The following is a 15,284-nucleotide window of genomic DNA, read 5'->3' as shown; positions in this document are numbered from 1 at the left end:
GCTATCGACCGATGGCGTCGAGCCGTGTTGACACCCCTGCGGAGATGCCAGCAGGCTTGCAAACAGCAGGCTTCGTAGGATCTGGCGGAACATTGTCTTCATCCTTCTGGGCGCGGTGCAACTCGGCGATGCGGCCTGCGTCACTATGCTGCTTGTCGATGTATTCCTGTGCCGCGGCGTCGATGTCCTGCTGGCGTGTCTTGGTGTCGGCAGCCTGGGCGATCGCGGCGAGACGTAGTCTCTCCTGCCACAGTGCAGCCTCGGCCCGGCCGCCGGCGGCGTACTGGCGATCAACACGGCCGTCGACCAGCGAGGCGAGCCTTGGGCCTGCCCACGGAATATCGCGCAGCGGCCCGATCGGCACGCCCTCGTAGAACAAGATGACGCCGCCGGCGACGATGATCGGCAGGCCGAAGCGAGAGGTGGCAAAGCCCAGAAAGGGGCCGACATAGGGAATGGCATAGAGGCTGCCCATCAGCAGCTCTCCCAAACGCCGTCGGTGAGGTAGCCGTGCCAGTGATGGCTCATGTCGGCATTGTGGAGCAGGACAGAAGCCCGCACTGTCGGCTGGTCCCGGCTGCCATTCCACGTCCAGGCGCCGGGGCCGGCCACCTTCACGCCGCCGACGGATCGGCAACCGCACGGGCACTGGAAATGGAAACCGGCTGGCTTATTCTCGGCCGTCTCGTAGAACTTGATGGCGCCAGCCGGAGCGCTGTCCGCGACGATACTCTCGACCAGAGTCGCCTTGACCGGCGATGTCTTGACCTCGCTCATGCCCACCTCCAGTACACGCCGGCCGCGATGCCGATCACGGCGACGCAGATGAGCACCCGGCGATGGCAGAGGATCGCCAGGACGAGGCTGGCCCAGAAGTCCGGAGGATTGCCGCCGCCGCCCATCACGCCGTCCCCATCGCTTCGGCCAGGCGCTTGGCCTTGCGGCGGGCATACCAGCTCCAGGCGAAGCCGCCGGCCGCGAGCAGCGCGCTAACGATTGCGAGCACGACCACGATCTTGGTGATCCACTCGCTGGCGTAGGAGAACGGCACCAGCTGGTCCTGGAGACCGGCCAGCGTGCCGGCGACGCCCATGCCGCCGACGCCGGCACCGGTGGCAGCATCGGCCGGAGCGGTCATCGGTGCCAAATTGGCATCCTCGGCAAAGGCCTTGGCGCCGGCACCGTCATAGAAATTGGCGACATGCGGCGTCTCGCTGGCGGCCCAGGCGCGGCCGATCGAGCGCACCTCGGCGACGCGCGCCGACCAGCCGCGACCGAACACCGGCCAGGTGCTGAGATGCCGCATGAAGGCGAGGCGCTGATCGCAGATGCGGTCGACCAGCGCGTCGAGGTCGTTCACCGCGTTGACGGCCTCGACGGTGGTGAGGCCCATGGTGCCGTCGACACGGCCCTTATAGGCGGAGCCGAGCGCCCGCTGCAGCCAAATGACCGACTGTTTCGGGCCGGAATTGACCGCGCCGTCGAACAGCACGTAATCGATGCCGGCCGGCAGGTCGTCGCCCTTGACGGCATCCCAGTATTGCCGGTCGTAGATGTCGGCGACCTCCCTGGTGGAGATCTGCTGCACAGACTGCGCGCCAAGCCCCTTGCCGCGCCGGTAGGCGTCATAGACGCGCTGGGTGACGCCCTTGTTGGTCGGGCCGCCCGGATCCCTGGGATGGTTCACATAGCCGCCCTCGTGCGCGAGCACGCGGGCCAGCGCTTCCTTTTCGCGGGAGCTCGCCATGGTCATTCCTTTCCGCCCTCTCGGGCAGGTTGCGAAATAGCGGGATATGTCGAAAGCTGACGGCGCTTCCGGGAAATTAACCGCTTGTTTGCCAACCGCTTGCGCCGTCAGGTCTGTTGATGCTTGAATGGGTTTTTTCCAAGAATTGCTGGAAAGCCGGGATGGAGTATTTGCTCTTCAACCTAAAAGCGGTGCTGATCAGCGCCCTGATCTTCATTCCGGTGGAGCAATTGCTTGCCGCGCGGCGGCAGAAGATTCTCCGCAAAGGCATTGGCAACGACGCGATCTATGCCATCGTCAACAGCATATTCACCAAAGTGTTCATGATCCTGGTCGCGGCCGCGGCATTGGCGGCAGCGTCAATGATCGTTCCTCACGGGGTGCTGCGGATGGTCAGCGGGCAAGCCATATGGCTGCAAGTCGTGGAGATCATCATTGTCGGCGACCTTGGCGTCTACATCGCGCACCGCGCGTTTCATGAAATCCCGGCGCTCTGGAAGTTCCATGCCATCCATCACGGGATCGAGGAACTGGACTGGCTTGCCACCTTTCGCTCCCATCCGGTCGATGTCATCGCCACCAAGGCGGTGTCGCTGGCGCCGGTCTATTTCCTCGGCTTCTCCGGCGAAGCGATCGGCGTCTATTTCCTGATTTATCACTGGCACTCGCTGTTGCTGCACGCCAATGTCCGGATCAATGTCGGCCCGCTAAAATGGCTGATCGCCACGCCGCAGTTCCATCATTGGCACCATGCCAATCAGCGCGAGGCCTATGACAAGAACTTTGCCAGCCAGCTGTCGATCATCGACGCGGTGTTCGGCACCTTTCAGGTCCAGGGCACCGCCCTGCCGGAAAAGTACGGCGTCGATGATGCGATCCCATCCAGCTACCTTGGCCAGCACGGCTATCCGTTCCTGCCAAAGACCAAGGCCGCGCCCTACGACCTCGGGAAGGCCACTGCCGGCACCGACATGCCGGCATCCGATGCGTAGCGGGCCGTGCCGACGGTGACCCGCACCTCGTCGACCCAGCCGTTGAGGTCATAGGTGGTGAAGCCGCCCGGCCGCAGGCTGCCGATCGCCAGCACTGCGGCCGAATTGGGAATCGAATAGGTGTAGCCGGTGGTTTTTGCCACCATGACGCCGTCGACATAGATGCGCAGCACGTTGGAAGCATCGCGGTCCATGGCGATATAATACTGCGTGTTGAGCGACGGCGACCATGTGTAGGCGTTGGAATTGTGGCTGGCGCCGTCGGTGAACAGCAAGGTGCCGCCGGAAAACCAGAACGCCCAGCCTGCCGTCCATTGCGCCAGAAGGATGGCGTTGGTCGGCGCGGCACCGAAACGGAAGAAGCCTTCGATTGTGAACTCAGAAAACCCAAAGGCCCAGTCGGTGGAATCGGGGAAGGTAATGTAGTCGCCATTGCCATCGAGCAGCAGCGAGGCCGAACCGAATTTCTTCTGGCTTGTGTCCAGCTGCGCATTGCCGACGAAGGTCGCGGCGCCGTGGGCGGCACCGCTTTCATCCGACGTCGCGGCGGCGCCGTTGACCCCGTCGAAGCCGAGCAGCAGCTTGACGTTGGCGAAGAACGCGTCGGTGCCAGTCACCGCCGAGGTGCCGGAACTGGTCGCCGTCGCGTTGCCGGCCGCATTGGTCGCGGTGACGGCGCAGGTGATGACCTTGCCGACTTCCGAAGCGGTCAGCAGATAGGTCGAGGCGGTCGCGCCGGAGATGTTGGTGCCGTCGGCCTTCCATTGATAGGTGTAGGCGATCGAGCCGCCGCCGGTCCATGTCCCGGTGGAACAGGACAGCGTCTGCGCCTGCGAGGCGACGCCGGAGATCGCCGGCAGCACGGTGTTGGCCGGCGCGATAACGGGCGCGCTGCCGCCGCCGCCAGCCTGCAGGCCGAGCCCCAGTCCCAGGCGCAGGCCGCCCATGTCAGGCCGCCTCGACGGCGACTTTCTCGCCGTCCTGGATGCCGAACTGATAGGGCACGTTGGCTTTCAACTTGCGCGCGGATCCGGTGCCGTCGGTCAGGATGGTCGAATGCGGGACGGTGCCGATCGCGACCCAGCAATCGGCGTCCGCCAGCAGCTCGACGATCTCCTCGCCATCGGCGGTGTAATTGCCGCTGCCGGGCATGGTGACGGTCTCGGTGCGGCAGGCCGCCCCCTGCGCCACCGGCGCGACAGCGGTGCGGCGGGCATTGAGGCGCGACAAGGTAACGATCAGCGTCGACATGGAAAAGCTCCTTTCAAGAGACATCGAAAAGCCGGGCATTCCGGCCGCAGGGCCGACCGGGCGTCGGCGCCTTTGCGCCGCCCAGCCGGAGGGCCAGCCGCCAGCAGGCGGCGGTGCGGGGCGTGAGGCATCAGGAAGTCAGCGCCGGCAAATCCGCCGGCGCGACGGCCGGATAGAGCGTGATCGACCTGAAATAGACGTGGTCCATCAGCTGGTCGTTGCCGCTGCCGTCGGAGCCGATCCATGCGGTGTTCAGCGCCCAGCCGATGGCGTAGGAAACCGTCTGGGTGTCGGCGCTGGCGCCATCGGCGCACCATGCATATTCGAAATCGCCGCCGCCGACATCGCGGTTCAGCGTCACCGCCAGCCTGTGGACACCGGTGCCCGACAAGGCGTGGCCGACGCCCAGCGACACCGCGTCATAGGTGTTGTCGTCGGCGGCAATGGTGATGCCGTCGACCGAGGTGTCCCAGTTGGTGTTGTCGCCGAGCAGCATCACCCAGCCATAGGGCGGGTTGACGAAATCCATGTCGAAGACAAGCGTGCAGCCCACGGGCAGCGCCGCCACCAGGTCGGACAGCAAGGCGCCGGCGGCGGAGGGCTGGTTGCCGTTGCCGTCGAAGATCAGCATGCCCGAGCCGGATATCTCGCCGGCATCGAAACCGCCGCCAAGCAAGGTGCCGACGGCTTGCACCGCGCCGCCCGCGTAATAGGTGCCGTTGACGAAATCGAGGAAGGCGGTGGCGCCGGCCGGCAGCCAGGGCGGCAAGGCCGCGCCGCCGGCCAGCGTCGGCGAGAGAAGCGCGATCATCATGACACACACTCCATCGGACGCGCGCCCAACGACGAACCCTGGCGGGTTCGCGCCGTCATGCGGTGACATCCTCGGCGAAGGTGCCGATGCCGACCCACAGGCCGGCCGCCAGCTTCTTGAAGCCGGCGGTGAAGCCGTTGCCCTTGACCTGCGGCAGGTAACCCGGCGGCACGCGCAATTGGATATCGGTGGTGCTGTCGAAGGTGACCGGGCCGTCGGTGTCGGCATAGATGGTCACTTCGGAATCGACGGCGAAGCTGTCGTCATCGAACGTCCACGCGCAGCCTGCGGCGTTGGTGCAGCGCTTGAAGCCGTTGAGATCGCCCGAGACGACGGTGTGCGTCGTCGTCGAGATCACACCGACCACGGATGGTCGGAAGTTGGCTTGTGGCAGCGTGAACGGGCCGAAGACGGTGGCATCTGCCAGATAGATCGTCATCCGCGTGCCGGTGACGGTGATGTTCGAAATGTTCACCGGTTCTGGGATGCCGGCGATGATCGCTGCAATCTGGGCAACGAGGTCGCTGAAATTGCCGTCGACTTCGGCGGCGGTGAGGTTCGATCCCTTCACCGAGCGGAGTACAATTGCCATTTGAGAATCCCGTCAGGTTTGCCGGTGGCACAGCACCCAGAAGGTGCCGGGGTTGATCGGGTTGGCGGCGATGTCCGACATGCCGGTGGTGCGGATGCCGATCGGCGCCCACATCTTGTCCTTGTAGGTCACCGTCACGCCGGCGACGCTGATGGTGTTCTGGGTGCCCGACAGCGCCTCCCTGGCGCTGACCGGCGCCACCGGCTGGTAGAGGCCGGGCGTCGTCAGGCTTTCGTAGCAGCTCGGCCCGCCGCTGAAGGACTGGCCGATCAGTTCGAACACCGCCGATGTCGCTTCGCGAAAATTGCCGCCATCGGGCGTCGACTGCGGCAGGTCCGAGCCGGTCACCTCCTGCCAGCGGCCGAAGGGGGTGCGCGTGTTCAGCCCGTCATTCGTAGCCGGGTTGTTGTCGTGCGAGGTGGCGAAGACCGACCAGGCCGCCGGGGCAAACGCCGCCGGCAGCGACGGCAGGCCTGATATCGCGATCTCGCTTGGAGCGATCGGCTGCCATCCGGTGCCGGACAGGATTTTTGCTTCGTTGAAATCGCCATGCGCGTTGAGGCTCATATAGTCGAGCCCGGTCAGGTAGACGCCTTCATAGTCGACCGGCGCCGGCGGGCCGAAATCGCAGAACTCCTGCGCCCAGGTGAATTCCGGGTTGCGGTTGATCCGGAAGCTGAAGGTCAGCAGCCGCGGCGACCAGTGCACCGCGACGACCTGCTGGAACGGATCGAGCGCGACGGGCTTCGCCTTGCTGCCATAGCCGTCAGCCACCGGTGTTGTCCGTGGTTTCCGACGGCTTCTTCGACCAGTCGAAATTGAAGCGCTTGTAGCGGCCGGTCGTGCGGTCGACGAACATCACCTTCAGGATGCGCTCGACGATCACGTACTGCTCGGCATCATCCGGGTTGACGACCTTGATCTTCTCGACGCTGCGGTCGACATAATCGAAGTCGTCTATGACGATGCCGTCCTTGGGATCGTTCGACGGGTCATCCGGCGGCCAGGTCACCGTCATGCCGGGATTGGTCTTCTGGTCCGGCGTCGTCAGCGTGAAGCGCGAGGCCTTGCCGAATCGGAAATCGGCATCGCCGGAATTGTCTTCCTTTGGCACCTTCGCCAAGGCGCGGTTGAGGACATCCTGCCCGGCGCCGGTGCGGTTGATAATCTCCAGGCTGCCGAGCCGATTGCCGCCGGTGCGAAACCCCTGCACTTGAACCGAAGACCCGGAGCGGCCCAGGCTGTCGCCGGAACCCCATGGATTGGAAAGACCGCCGATCGTTGGCATGATCAAGCTGCCTCGAGGTTGATCGTCTTCGGCACCATCAACTGGCTGACCGTGATCGGGTAAAGCGTCAGAAACGGCGGGTCATCGCGGCCGATGGTCAATTTCTTCAAATCGCCATCGACTTCGGTAAAGACCTGGTTGAGCGCATCGATCGCCGCCTGGAGATCCGGCTTGAAGGCATCGAGCACTTCCTGCTGCGTCGGCAGCGGGTTGATGATGGTGATCTGCTCGACCATGTCGGCCGGGCGCATGTCGAAGAAATCGACACCGTCATCGACCGGCGGAATGTTGGAGAAATCGCCGTAGGTGACCGCGCCCGCGATCGGCATCAACGTCTGCCCGGTATAGGTCTGGTAGCCGGCGTCGACATAGCCGTCCTCGACATAGTCGGGCGTGCCGGTCGAAATCGTCACCGTGTTGCCCTTGCCGATCGTGCAGCCGATGGTCACCGTGGCCAGCAGTTTCCCGCCATCGGCGGTGAGCGAATAGCCGATGATCTTGCCGGTAGCCTCGCCGCCAGGAATGAGCGCATGGACGATGCGCGCATTCTTGCGGCAGGTCAGATCGACGCCGGCGGCGAAACTGTTCAATGAGACCGTCACCTCGACCGCGCGCGAGCGCTCGAGGATGTTGCCGCGGGCCAGCGCGATCAGATAGTCGAGGCTGCGCAGGCCGCGCTCGGTTGGGAAATAGGCGCGGCGCCTGACATCGCCGATCGGCGCGGTGCCGGCGGGATGATCGGTATCGGCAGGGTCGACCAGTTCGTCGGCATTTCCCGACGCCTTGATGGCGATCACTTCCTCGTCGCCGGGCTCGGTCAGCAGCGCCTGGACGTCGGCCTCCAGCGTGAAGGACAACACCTCTTCCTTCGGGCGGGACACGTCATAGGCGGCCTGCAGCAGCGGCTTGATGGTCCAGATCGGAAACTGGCCGTTGCCGTTGGTCATGATGACCGTCGAATAATCCTGCGGCACCACGGTGCCATCCGACCGCGTCGCCTTGCAAGGCCCCCAGGCCCAGCCGCCGCCGATGTTCTTTTCCTCGACCGGCCAGTCGAGCATCAACCCATCGCCGGTCAGCGTGCGGATATTCGATTTCGAGCCGCTGCCGGCGGCACGGAACGCATCGAGCAGCGGCTTGGTGATGTCGACGACACCGGTGGCGATCTGGTCCCATTTCACCGAAGCCTCGACCGTGACGGTGCGCACCGGGGGGCTGGAAAAAGCGATGTCGAAGGAGTCGGCCAGGAAATCGCCGCCGAAATCCAGGAGGCCATCCTCGCCGATCAGCATGTCGGACACCGTCACCTCATGGCTGACGCGGTCGGTATGGTAAAGCTGCGTGCGCGCCTCCAGCACGGTGTCGGGATCGTCGCGGCTGTCCGGCTGTATCCACATCGGATCCCAATAGGGCGCGACCTTCAGCGTCTCGGCGAGCGCCAGCTTCTGCGCGTCATAGTCGGCCGGCCGAGCGATGAACTGCAGCGTCACCGCATTGCCTTGCGGCTCGGAGGGAACGCCGACGATGCGGCCGAAGAACAGGGCTTGCGCGCCGGCTGTCGGGTTGGCGGCGTCGAACCAGGACAGCCACATCCATTGCTTGCGGCCTGGTGCCAAAAGGCCAGTGCGCGGGTTGCGCACTGATATCGACAGTGACGCGAGCTCGCCCTCCTTCTGCTCGAGCGCGATCGACAGGACCTGTTCGTCCTCGACCTCATGCTCGGAACCGAAGATGGTGTCGGTGGCGTTGACCCAGGCGAAGTAAAACATCAGTGCGGCGCGCCATATGGGGCATCAAAGACCAAACCGCCTGGCAAGATGGCGATGCGCCTCTCGACAAGGACGTACTGTTCCGGGTCGTCGGGGTTTTCGACGCGGGTTGTTTGCTTGCCATAGGCGATGCCGTCATCGTCGATAAAATCGATCCTAATGTCTTTCCGCTCCATTCAGCCGACCTCCTCTAAATCCATGCTCCAGCCGCTTTCGGCTCCCCATTCGTCGAAGGTTTTGGAGTAGCCGACCACCATCATGGTCAGGCGCGGCCGGTAGAAGGTGAAATCGCCTTCGGTGCGCGTGGCCGGGTCATCCGTGGTCGAGGCCACCGTGCGCGCCGGTGAGCCGCCCATGGTCCGGTAGGACAGTTCCTGCACGCAATCGACGGTGAGGACATCGCCCGGCCAGACGCCATCGAGCGCGGGCTGATCCTGATCGGTGCAGGCGATCGTCGACTTGTATTTGCGAAAGGCCGGGTCCGACAGGTCGATCAGCACGCCGTTGACGGTGCGCGCGAGCTGGGCGGCGCCGTCGATCGGATCGAGCGATTGCGTGATGCCGCGTGCCGAATAGGGCGGCACGCCGATCGGATCGAGGCGCAGCAGGGTGAGGTCGGTCATTTGCCGCGCCTCGGCTTGCGGCCGGTGGAGAGCAGGCCGGCCTGGATGGCGAAGCGCTGCAACTGCGACACCGCACTTTCCTCGATCGTGCCGCGCGCCGTGCTGCCGTCGGGCAGTTGCAGGAACAGTGGCCGGCCCGATGAGCCGCCGCGACCGGCCGGGATCGGCACCATGCCGCCCGTAGCAAGGCGAGGAATGGACATCGAGCGATTGAAGCTCTCGACAATACCGCCGATGTTGAAGCCCTTGAGCGAATTGATCGACGGCAGCACGCCGTTGTTGATGGCGTTCAGGAACCCGACGCCGAACCGTTTCACTGCAGCCGCCTGAATGACGAACTCGCCATTGGAGAGCATAGCCAGGATGCTGTCGCTCTTTGGCCCGCCAGCGCCAAGCACATGGCCGCCAGACGCAAACCCGCCTTGCGAACCGCCGCCGGATGAGGAGGAGGACGAAGATGCCGCCTGCGACCGCAAGGCCTGTGCAGCAGCGGCAGCCTCACGCAGCGCCGACAGGATACTGGCAATCTGCGAATTGATCTGCGCCGCCAGGCTGGTGACGATCGACGACAGGCTCGCAAATCCGCCCTGGATCAGGCTGTTGATCCCACCGAGAATCGATCCGATTGTGCCGGGCAGGCCTTGGAAAGGTGTGACCAAGGCCGTGGCGGCCTGTTCGGCACCACTGGTATCGATGCCTGACAGCGCGCTATTGAGACCGCCGACGGCGTCATCCGCCGCAGGTGCCAGTTTGCTTAGGTTGGTGACGACGCCGTCGACACCATCGGAGATGGCGGAGTTGAGACCGCCGGCGACATCACCATCTGGATTGAAGGCGTCCTTGAGGCCAGTCGCCGCCTCGTCGGCCGCCGGCTTGATCTTCTGAACGTCCGACACGACGCTGTCGACAGCCCGCGACGCGGCATCCGATTTGATCGCGTCAGGAACAGCGGCGACGGAACTGGCCACCTCGTTGGCGACGGTGCGGACATGGTCGCCGGCTGCTTGCGCGCTGGCGGCCACGCCATCCAGCGCCGCCTTCGACTGGTCTGCGCGACGGGCAACGCCATCGACGACGTCGAAGACTTCCTTTGTGATCTGGCCACCCGAACCGCCGCCGCGAATAACCGTGATCTGATGATCGAGGTTTTCGACCTTGGCCGCGGCGGTGTCGGAGACATTGCCGAGATCCTTGACGCTGGTCGCGGCATTCTGGAGACCCGTCGCGCTCGCATCCGCCTTGGTGCGAATATCCTCGATGTTGCCGACGACTTTGCCATCGAGCGTCTTCTGGACGTCGTCGAGCTCTCGGGTGCGCTTGGCGAGATTGATGTTTGCCCGCAGCAACGCTTCGGTCTGGGTGTCGATATCGGCACCCAGCGGTGCGGCGAAATCGCCGCCGGCCTTCATGGCGTCGACGATTTGCTGTTGCTGCGCGACCTGCGCCTTGGCATCCTCCAGCGCCGCGCGCGCGGAATCGAGGTGCGCCTGCGCCAGGCGCTTGAGATTTTCCTCGGCACCCGGGACGCCCGCCTTAACGGCATCGATAGCGGCCTTCAGCTCATTGAGAGCTTTTGTGTGGGCGTCGGTCGAACTGATCCACGCCTGCTGCCTGGCCCGTTCCCGTTCCCAAACAGCAATCACAATCTCCAAGGCCGCGGCGATGGCCAGGATCACCCGGCCGGCCGGGGTGGCCAGCAACGCTGTGCTGAGGAAGGAAATCGCCTCGACGACGAGCAGGATCGACGAGCGAAGCAGGCCGAATCCGCCAATCAGCTTGAAGATCGTGGCACCGATCAGCACCTCACCCGAGGTGATGTTGGTGCCGAAAATGCCATTGATCGCGGTGATGGTGAGATCGGCCGCGGCGCGCAGTTTCGCCATTGCCGGGATAACGACGCCGGAGGCGACATGTTCGAAATCCTGGCCGAAGCCGACGATGTTGTCGCGCCAGGTGATCAGCCATTTGTTGCTGGTCACATCGGCATCGCGGCCGGCAAGCGTAGCGAAGAAATCCTTGACGAAGACCGTTGCGGCCTGAACGCCGTTCTTGACGAAATCAAGGATGGCGGCACGGTTGCGCGCGATCGCCTCCTTGAAGGCATTCGCCCCGGCTGTCAGCGCCGGCGCGAAGATCAGCCCGATCTGGCGCAGCACGCCGCCGGTGGTCTTCTTCAGATCGTCGAGCGCGGTGTTGAAGGCCTCGGCGGCCTTGATCTGCTCGTCGCTGAAGACGATGCCGAGCCGGGCGGCCTCGTCCTCCAGCGCCTGGATGCCCTTTGCCCCCTCGTTGAGGAACGGGATTAGCTTCGCCCCTTCGAGGCCGAACAGCTTGAGCGCGATGGCGGACTTGCGCGCCCCGTCAGGCATTTTCTGAAAGGCGTTCGCCACCTCAAGCAGAAGCTTCTCGCCATCCTTTAATTTCCCGCTGGCGTCCTTGACCTTGATGCCAAGGTCATCGAATCCGGTCTTCGCCTGTACCGTGCCGGCCTTGACCTTGGACGCGGCCGCGCCGAAGCGCGTCACCTCGACGTTGATATCCTTGAACGCCTGGACCGTGTAGCCAGCGCCCTGCGTGATGTCAGCGGCGGTTTGCTTGCCGTCGGCGCCGAACCGCTTCAGCGCGGTGCTCATCTTGCCGGCGCTTTTCACCGTCTCGTCGGCGGTCTTGACGATCTGCTTGTTGAAAGCATTCATCGCGATGTTGAAATTGGCCTGGCTGACATTCGCCTCACCGGCCGCGAAGGCCAGTTTCTGGTAGGCTTCCACCTGCAGGCCCGTCGATTGCGCGGCCTCCTTGGCTTGCTGAGCGGCCTCCGCGCCGGACTTCGCCAGCAGCAGGATGACGGGAGCGACCGCCGAGACGCCGGCGGCGATGCCGGAGATGGCGAGCGCGGTGCGCTCGGCCACAGTCGTCAGGTCGCGGCCGAAGGCATTGACGGCGTTGCCGAGATTGGCCAGCGATACGCCCTTGGCAGCGGTGTCGATCTTCTTGATCGCGGCTTCGCCCGACGTGCCGAGCTGCTTCAGCTCGGCCGTCATCTCGGCGCCGCCGAGAAGCTTGATCAGCACGTTGATCGCGTTGCGAGTGGTTGCCATGCTGCGCCTCAGTGGACAAAGCCGAAAAACCCTGCTTCGCTAAGCAATGCAGGGGGAATTTCAAATGATCAGGTTCTGGACAAAGGTAATGGCGGCCGCTTTTGTTGCCTTGCTGCCGACACAGAAGGCCATCTCGGGCGGCAGCGATGACGTGCGGGCCAACTGCGCCGATGATTGGCCGAACAACTACCAGATGCAGGAGTTCTGCATCCAGCAGCAGCAAGGCGCCGCCGCGACAGTGTCAAGGTATATCAGCCAGCCATTGGCCGGGGCCGAGAAGGACGTAATGCTGCAGTGCGCGAATGACTGGCAATTGCAGCGCGGCTACAATTGGCAGATGGTTCTCTTCTGTTTCGAGCAACAGAACGCGGCGCGCAAGCGGTTGGGTAAATAAGCCCGAGATGCTTAGCCGCCGTCGAACTCCGCCGCGAATATTCCGGGCAACTGGTCGGCCACCTGGTCCGCAATCTCGCGAATGTGAAACCGATCCTTTAGCGTGACCTCGTCGATGCCGACAAACATCGGCACCGTTTCCATCTCCGCCACGCCCTGCTTGTTGCGACGGCCGGTTTTCACCCTGGCCGCCAGCAAGGGCGCCTTCCCTGCCCTGTAGATCGGAAACAGCGGCCCGATGTTCTTGACATAGAAGGATGGCGTCACCCGGTGAAGTCCCTGCCGTGTCGGCAGGTTCTTTTCGATCGGCAGCCACAGCAACGGCTTGCCGAAGATCGATCCGCCTTCCTCGAAAATCTCGGAATAGCCGATCTTGTGATAGGTCTGGATCGTCGGTTGGATGGATTCCGCGTTCTTGGGATAGACGACAACCCTGAGCGCGTTCTGCCATTTTGGGCCGAAACCGGCGGCTGCGATATCGGCGCGGCCGTCGCGTTTCATGATGTCCGCGGCCTTGTGCGCGGCGCCCATCGACGCTTTCTTCACGTCGCTGGTTGCATCCTCCATGGCCTTGTCGAACTGGCCAGAGGCGGCTTCAAGGAAGATCAAAAGACCGCTCATTCGCCAGACATGTCCTCGACTGTTTGCACGACGGCCTTGCGCGATCCCTGTGCGGCGATGGCGGCGGCGGCGAATTCCTCGGCATCGAGCTTGCGGCGCACGTTCTTCGCCGCCGCCAGTTGCCGCGGCGTCCAGCCCATCAATTCGTGGACTGTGCCGACGTTCTTTCCGGCGAGGTAGATGATCGCTTGCGCAATTTTATCGGTTGCACTGGCGGCATCTTCGCCAGCGTCGGATTGATGGCGGCGTCGCCCCTCATGGCCCTTACCTTTTCGACGAGAGGGGCTAGGCCGTTTGGGAAGGTGACGCGCACGATCGCCTCGACCAGGTCGAACTGTTCGCCGGCGACAAGGTCCGCCGCCACCTTTTCGCGCTTCTCGTCGCCGGGATAGCCGAGCCCGGCCGCGATGATGGCGCCGACGAGATCGCCGCCGATGGCGACAACCAGGCCGGCCAGTTTTTCGACATTGGAGGCGCTGCTTTCGCCGGTGAAGATGTCGGACATGGCCGGGAAACGGCGCAGCAGGGCGATGATGCCCTTCGACGAGATGCCGCTGACCGACAGCTTCTTGCCCCGGATCGGCACGACTTCCGCCGCCGGGGCAAGGTCGAGAAGGTCGTCGCTCAAGCGGTCACCCCATCCTGCTGGCGAATGGTGAAGACACCGAACTTGCCGTCCGACTTGTTGACGTCGGCATCGAGCGGGATCTGCGCCCAATCGTCATTGTCGGCCATCAGGTTGAGATCTCCCGACGGCGAGAAGGTCACGTTGGCCTCGAAATCGATCATCGGGCCGACCGAGTTGACGCCGGTCACCTTGATGTCGGCGGTCAGGTTCGGGTTGGACAGCGGCGTGATGACCAGATTGCCGTCGGTGTCGGTGCTGGCGTCGCCGAGCAGGAACATCGAAAGATTGCGCGCCGTGGCCTCGTCGACCGTGAACTTGATCGCGGCAGCGACTTCGGTGACGACGGTCTTGTCCTTGGCGCGCAGGCCGGTGCGAGCCGAGAAATGCTCTTTCTTAGTCACCGTCGGCGTGTAGACGAAGTCGACCAGGTTGCCGGCGTCGACATAATCGCCATCGTCGGGAAACTTGATGGCCAGCGTCGCCGCCGGGATGCGGTAATTGTTGGTGCTCGGGGAAGCGGACATTTAGGCGGTCCTTTCGGTGAAGTGCCCGTCCCAATCACGCGGGGAAAATGGGCGGTTGAGAACGACAAAGGCGCCGCGTGGACAGGCGTCCGACGATTTGGGACGGCGCGGAAACGGTGTTGATCAGCCGGCGATCGATCCGGGGAAAAGGATGTACGGAATGGCGAAGGGGATACCCATTTCGCCCAGCATCGAGCGGCCCCAGGCGAGCTGGGTTTCCGATGCCGCAAGTCGGGCGCCCTGACGGTTGGTCGTCAAACCGACAAGCGTATCGTCATTGGCAACGGCATCGATCAGCAGAGCGCGGAATCCATTCAGGGCGGTTCCCACCGCACTGCTGGCCTCGGGGAGCATGATGAGCAGTTGCGGCATCATGATCATGCGGCGCGGCGCCTTCGGTCCCCGGCCTTCCGGATCGGTCGGGTCTGCCTTTTCATTGGCATCGAGCACGATGATCGCCGGCAGATCGGTTTCGTTGGTCGCGAGCTCGTTGCGGAACACCTTCTTTATTCCTGTCACGTCGCCAGCGATGACCACCAGGCGGGCAAGGATGGCTTCTCGGGTATCCATCAAGCCTTCTCCGTGAGCATCAACAGCACCTCGCCATAGGCTTCGCCCCGTGGCGACGTCTTGAGCGCGTGGTTGCGGACGTTCCAGTCCTTGTCGTTGAAGCGCAGCGTTGCACCGCGCAGATTCTCAAGATCGATGCCGGCCAGGTCCGGCGCGCGCAGGATGGCGACCGGCTCGACCGTCTCGATGGCGGAGGCGAAGCGGCCGCCACCGCCGACCGCCATGCCGGATGTCTTGTCGATCGCTTGCAGCGGGCCGCCGTCGGCGCCGATGTCGATCACCGCGCCATCGGTGCCGGCGAGCGTCAGGACGGCCGGAACGCCGAAGCCGACAGAGCCGAACATCGGACCATAAAGCAGCGACAGATCGTACAT

Annotated in this window: 22 protein-coding genes; 2 read left to right on the top strand and 20 right to left on the bottom strand. The window is 63.9% G+C overall.

Annotation, left to right across the window (positions count from 1 at the left end):
* Window position 1 precedes the first annotated feature (1 nt).
* The 4 genes from MESOP_RS18665 to MESOP_RS18655 are packed head-to-tail and all read right to left on the bottom strand — an operon-like array spanning window position 2 to window position 1,747.
* On the bottom strand, window positions 2–475 hold the full coding sequence (locus MESOP_RS18665; RefSeq protein ID WP_013894899.1) for a hypothetical protein: 474 nt from the start codon (window positions 473–475) through the stop codon (window positions 2–4).
* A complete protein-coding gene (locus MESOP_RS18660; protein WP_013894898.1) occupies window positions 475–777 on the bottom strand; it encodes a ubiquitination-like system serine protease family protein in 303 nt (100 codons plus the stop codon). Before MESOP_RS18660 ends, MESOP_RS18665 begins: the two co-directional genes overlap by 1 nt.
* Complete coding sequence (locus MESOP_RS36590) at window positions 774–902, bottom strand: hypothetical protein (RefSeq protein WP_013894897.1); 129 nt, start codon at window positions 900–902, stop codon at window positions 774–776. The genes MESOP_RS18660 and MESOP_RS36590 overlap by 4 nt, the downstream gene beginning before the upstream one ends.
* The gene (locus MESOP_RS18655; protein WP_041164814.1) at window positions 902–1,747 is read right to left on the bottom strand and encodes a glycoside hydrolase family 108 protein; all 846 of its coding nucleotides are present in this window, start codon (window positions 1,745–1,747) and stop codon (window positions 902–904) included. The genes MESOP_RS36590 and MESOP_RS18655 overlap by 1 nt, the downstream gene beginning before the upstream one ends.
* A gap of 161 nt (window positions 1,748–1,908) precedes the next feature.
* Between MESOP_RS18655 and MESOP_RS18650 the strand changes: the two genes are divergently transcribed.
* Window positions 1,909–2,739 (top strand): sterol desaturase family protein, encoded by an 831-nt coding sequence (locus tag MESOP_RS18650; protein WP_150111213.1) that lies wholly within the window; start codon window positions 1,909–1,911, stop codon window positions 2,737–2,739.
* On the opposite strand, the gene MESOP_RS33030 is transcribed toward MESOP_RS18650, so the two are convergent.
* The 10 genes from MESOP_RS33030 to MESOP_RS18605 form a co-directional block, all read right to left on the bottom strand.
* Window positions 2,685–3,686 carry a LamG-like jellyroll fold domain-containing protein gene (locus MESOP_RS33030; protein ID WP_013894894.1) on the bottom strand — a complete coding sequence of 334 codons (1,002 nt, stop codon included), beginning with the start codon at window positions 3,684–3,686 and terminating at the stop codon, window positions 2,685–2,687. The genes MESOP_RS18650 and MESOP_RS33030 overlap by 55 nt on opposite strands.
* Window position 3,687: 1 nt before the next feature.
* A complete protein-coding gene (locus MESOP_RS18640; RefSeq protein WP_013894893.1) occupies window positions 3,688–3,990 on the bottom strand; it encodes a hypothetical protein in 303 nt (100 codons plus the stop codon).
* Between the two features lie 130 nt (window positions 3,991–4,120).
* On the bottom strand, window positions 4,121–4,804 hold the full coding sequence (locus MESOP_RS18635) for a hypothetical protein (protein WP_013894892.1): 684 nt from the start codon (window positions 4,802–4,804) through the stop codon (window positions 4,121–4,123).
* 55 nt (window positions 4,805–4,859) lie between these two features.
* Window positions 4,860–5,396, bottom strand: coding sequence for a hypothetical protein (locus tag MESOP_RS18630; RefSeq protein ID WP_013894891.1), 537 nt, complete (start codon window positions 5,394–5,396; stop codon window positions 4,860–4,862).
* A gap of 12 nt (window positions 5,397–5,408) precedes the next feature.
* Complete coding sequence (locus MESOP_RS18625) at window positions 5,409–6,170, bottom strand: hypothetical protein (RefSeq protein ID WP_013894890.1); 762 nt, start codon at window positions 6,168–6,170, stop codon at window positions 5,409–5,411.
* A complete protein-coding gene (locus MESOP_RS18620; RefSeq protein WP_013894889.1) occupies window positions 6,163–6,684 on the bottom strand; it encodes a hypothetical protein in 522 nt (173 codons plus the stop codon). Before MESOP_RS18620 ends, MESOP_RS18625 begins: the two co-directional genes overlap by 8 nt.
* A 2-nt stretch (window positions 6,685–6,686) precedes the next feature.
* Complete coding sequence (locus MESOP_RS18615) at window positions 6,687–8,453, bottom strand: hypothetical protein (RefSeq protein WP_013894888.1); 1,767 nt, start codon at window positions 8,451–8,453, stop codon at window positions 6,687–6,689.
* Window positions 8,453–8,629 (bottom strand): hypothetical protein, encoded by a 177-nt coding sequence (locus MESOP_RS35710; RefSeq protein ID WP_013894887.1) that lies wholly within the window; start codon window positions 8,627–8,629, stop codon window positions 8,453–8,455. Before MESOP_RS35710 ends, MESOP_RS18615 begins: the two co-directional genes overlap by 1 nt.
* Window positions 8,630–9,076, bottom strand: a complete 447-nt coding sequence (locus MESOP_RS18610; protein ID WP_013894886.1) for a hypothetical protein — start codon at window positions 9,074–9,076, stop codon at window positions 8,630–8,632.
* Complete coding sequence (locus tag MESOP_RS18605; RefSeq protein WP_013894885.1) at window positions 9,073–12,174, bottom strand: phage tail tape measure protein; 3,102 nt, start codon at window positions 12,172–12,174, stop codon at window positions 9,073–9,075. The genes MESOP_RS18610 and MESOP_RS18605 overlap by 4 nt, the downstream gene beginning before the upstream one ends.
* 64 nt (window positions 12,175–12,238) lie before the next feature.
* On the opposite strand from MESOP_RS18605, the gene MESOP_RS18600 reads away from it, so the two are divergent.
* Window positions 12,239–12,568, top strand: coding sequence for a hypothetical protein (locus MESOP_RS18600; protein ID WP_013894884.1), 330 nt, complete (start codon window positions 12,239–12,241; stop codon window positions 12,566–12,568).
* A gap of 11 nt (window positions 12,569–12,579) precedes the next feature.
* On the opposite strand, the gene MESOP_RS18595 is transcribed toward MESOP_RS18600, so the two are convergent.
* The 6 genes from MESOP_RS18595 to MESOP_RS18575 form a co-directional block, all read right to left on the bottom strand.
* Complete coding sequence (locus tag MESOP_RS18595; RefSeq protein ID WP_013894883.1) at window positions 12,580–13,188, bottom strand: DUF6441 family protein; 609 nt, start codon at window positions 13,186–13,188, stop codon at window positions 12,580–12,582.
* Window positions 13,185–13,328 carry a hypothetical protein gene (locus MESOP_RS35705; RefSeq protein WP_013894882.1) on the bottom strand — a complete coding sequence of 48 codons (144 nt, stop codon included), beginning with the start codon at window positions 13,326–13,328 and terminating at the stop codon, window positions 13,185–13,187. Before MESOP_RS35705 ends, MESOP_RS18595 begins: the two co-directional genes overlap by 4 nt.
* Window positions 13,328–13,816 (bottom strand): phage pre-tape measure protein, encoded by a 489-nt coding sequence (locus MESOP_RS18590; protein WP_013894881.1) that lies wholly within the window; start codon window positions 13,814–13,816, stop codon window positions 13,328–13,330. The genes MESOP_RS35705 and MESOP_RS18590 overlap by 1 nt, the downstream gene beginning before the upstream one ends.
* The gene (locus MESOP_RS18585) at window positions 13,813–14,340 is read right to left on the bottom strand and encodes a hypothetical protein (protein WP_013894880.1); all 528 of its coding nucleotides are present in this window, start codon (window positions 14,338–14,340) and stop codon (window positions 13,813–13,815) included. Before MESOP_RS18585 ends, MESOP_RS18590 begins: the two co-directional genes overlap by 4 nt.
* 123 nt (window positions 14,341–14,463) lie before the next feature.
* Window positions 14,464–14,910, bottom strand: coding sequence for a hypothetical protein (locus tag MESOP_RS18580; RefSeq protein WP_013894879.1), 447 nt, complete (start codon window positions 14,908–14,910; stop codon window positions 14,464–14,466).
* Window positions 14,910–15,284: a hypothetical protein gene (locus tag MESOP_RS18575; protein WP_013894878.1), complete on the bottom strand. Its 375-nt coding sequence runs from the start codon at window positions 15,282–15,284 to the stop codon at window positions 14,910–14,912. The genes MESOP_RS18580 and MESOP_RS18575 overlap by 1 nt, the downstream gene beginning before the upstream one ends.

It is taken from the genome of Mesorhizobium opportunistum WSM2075 (genome assembly GCF_000176035.2).
Classification (GTDB): Bacteria; Pseudomonadota; Alphaproteobacteria; order Rhizobiales; family Rhizobiaceae; genus Mesorhizobium; species Mesorhizobium opportunistum.
This window is presented reverse-complemented; position numbering and strand designations above follow the sequence as displayed.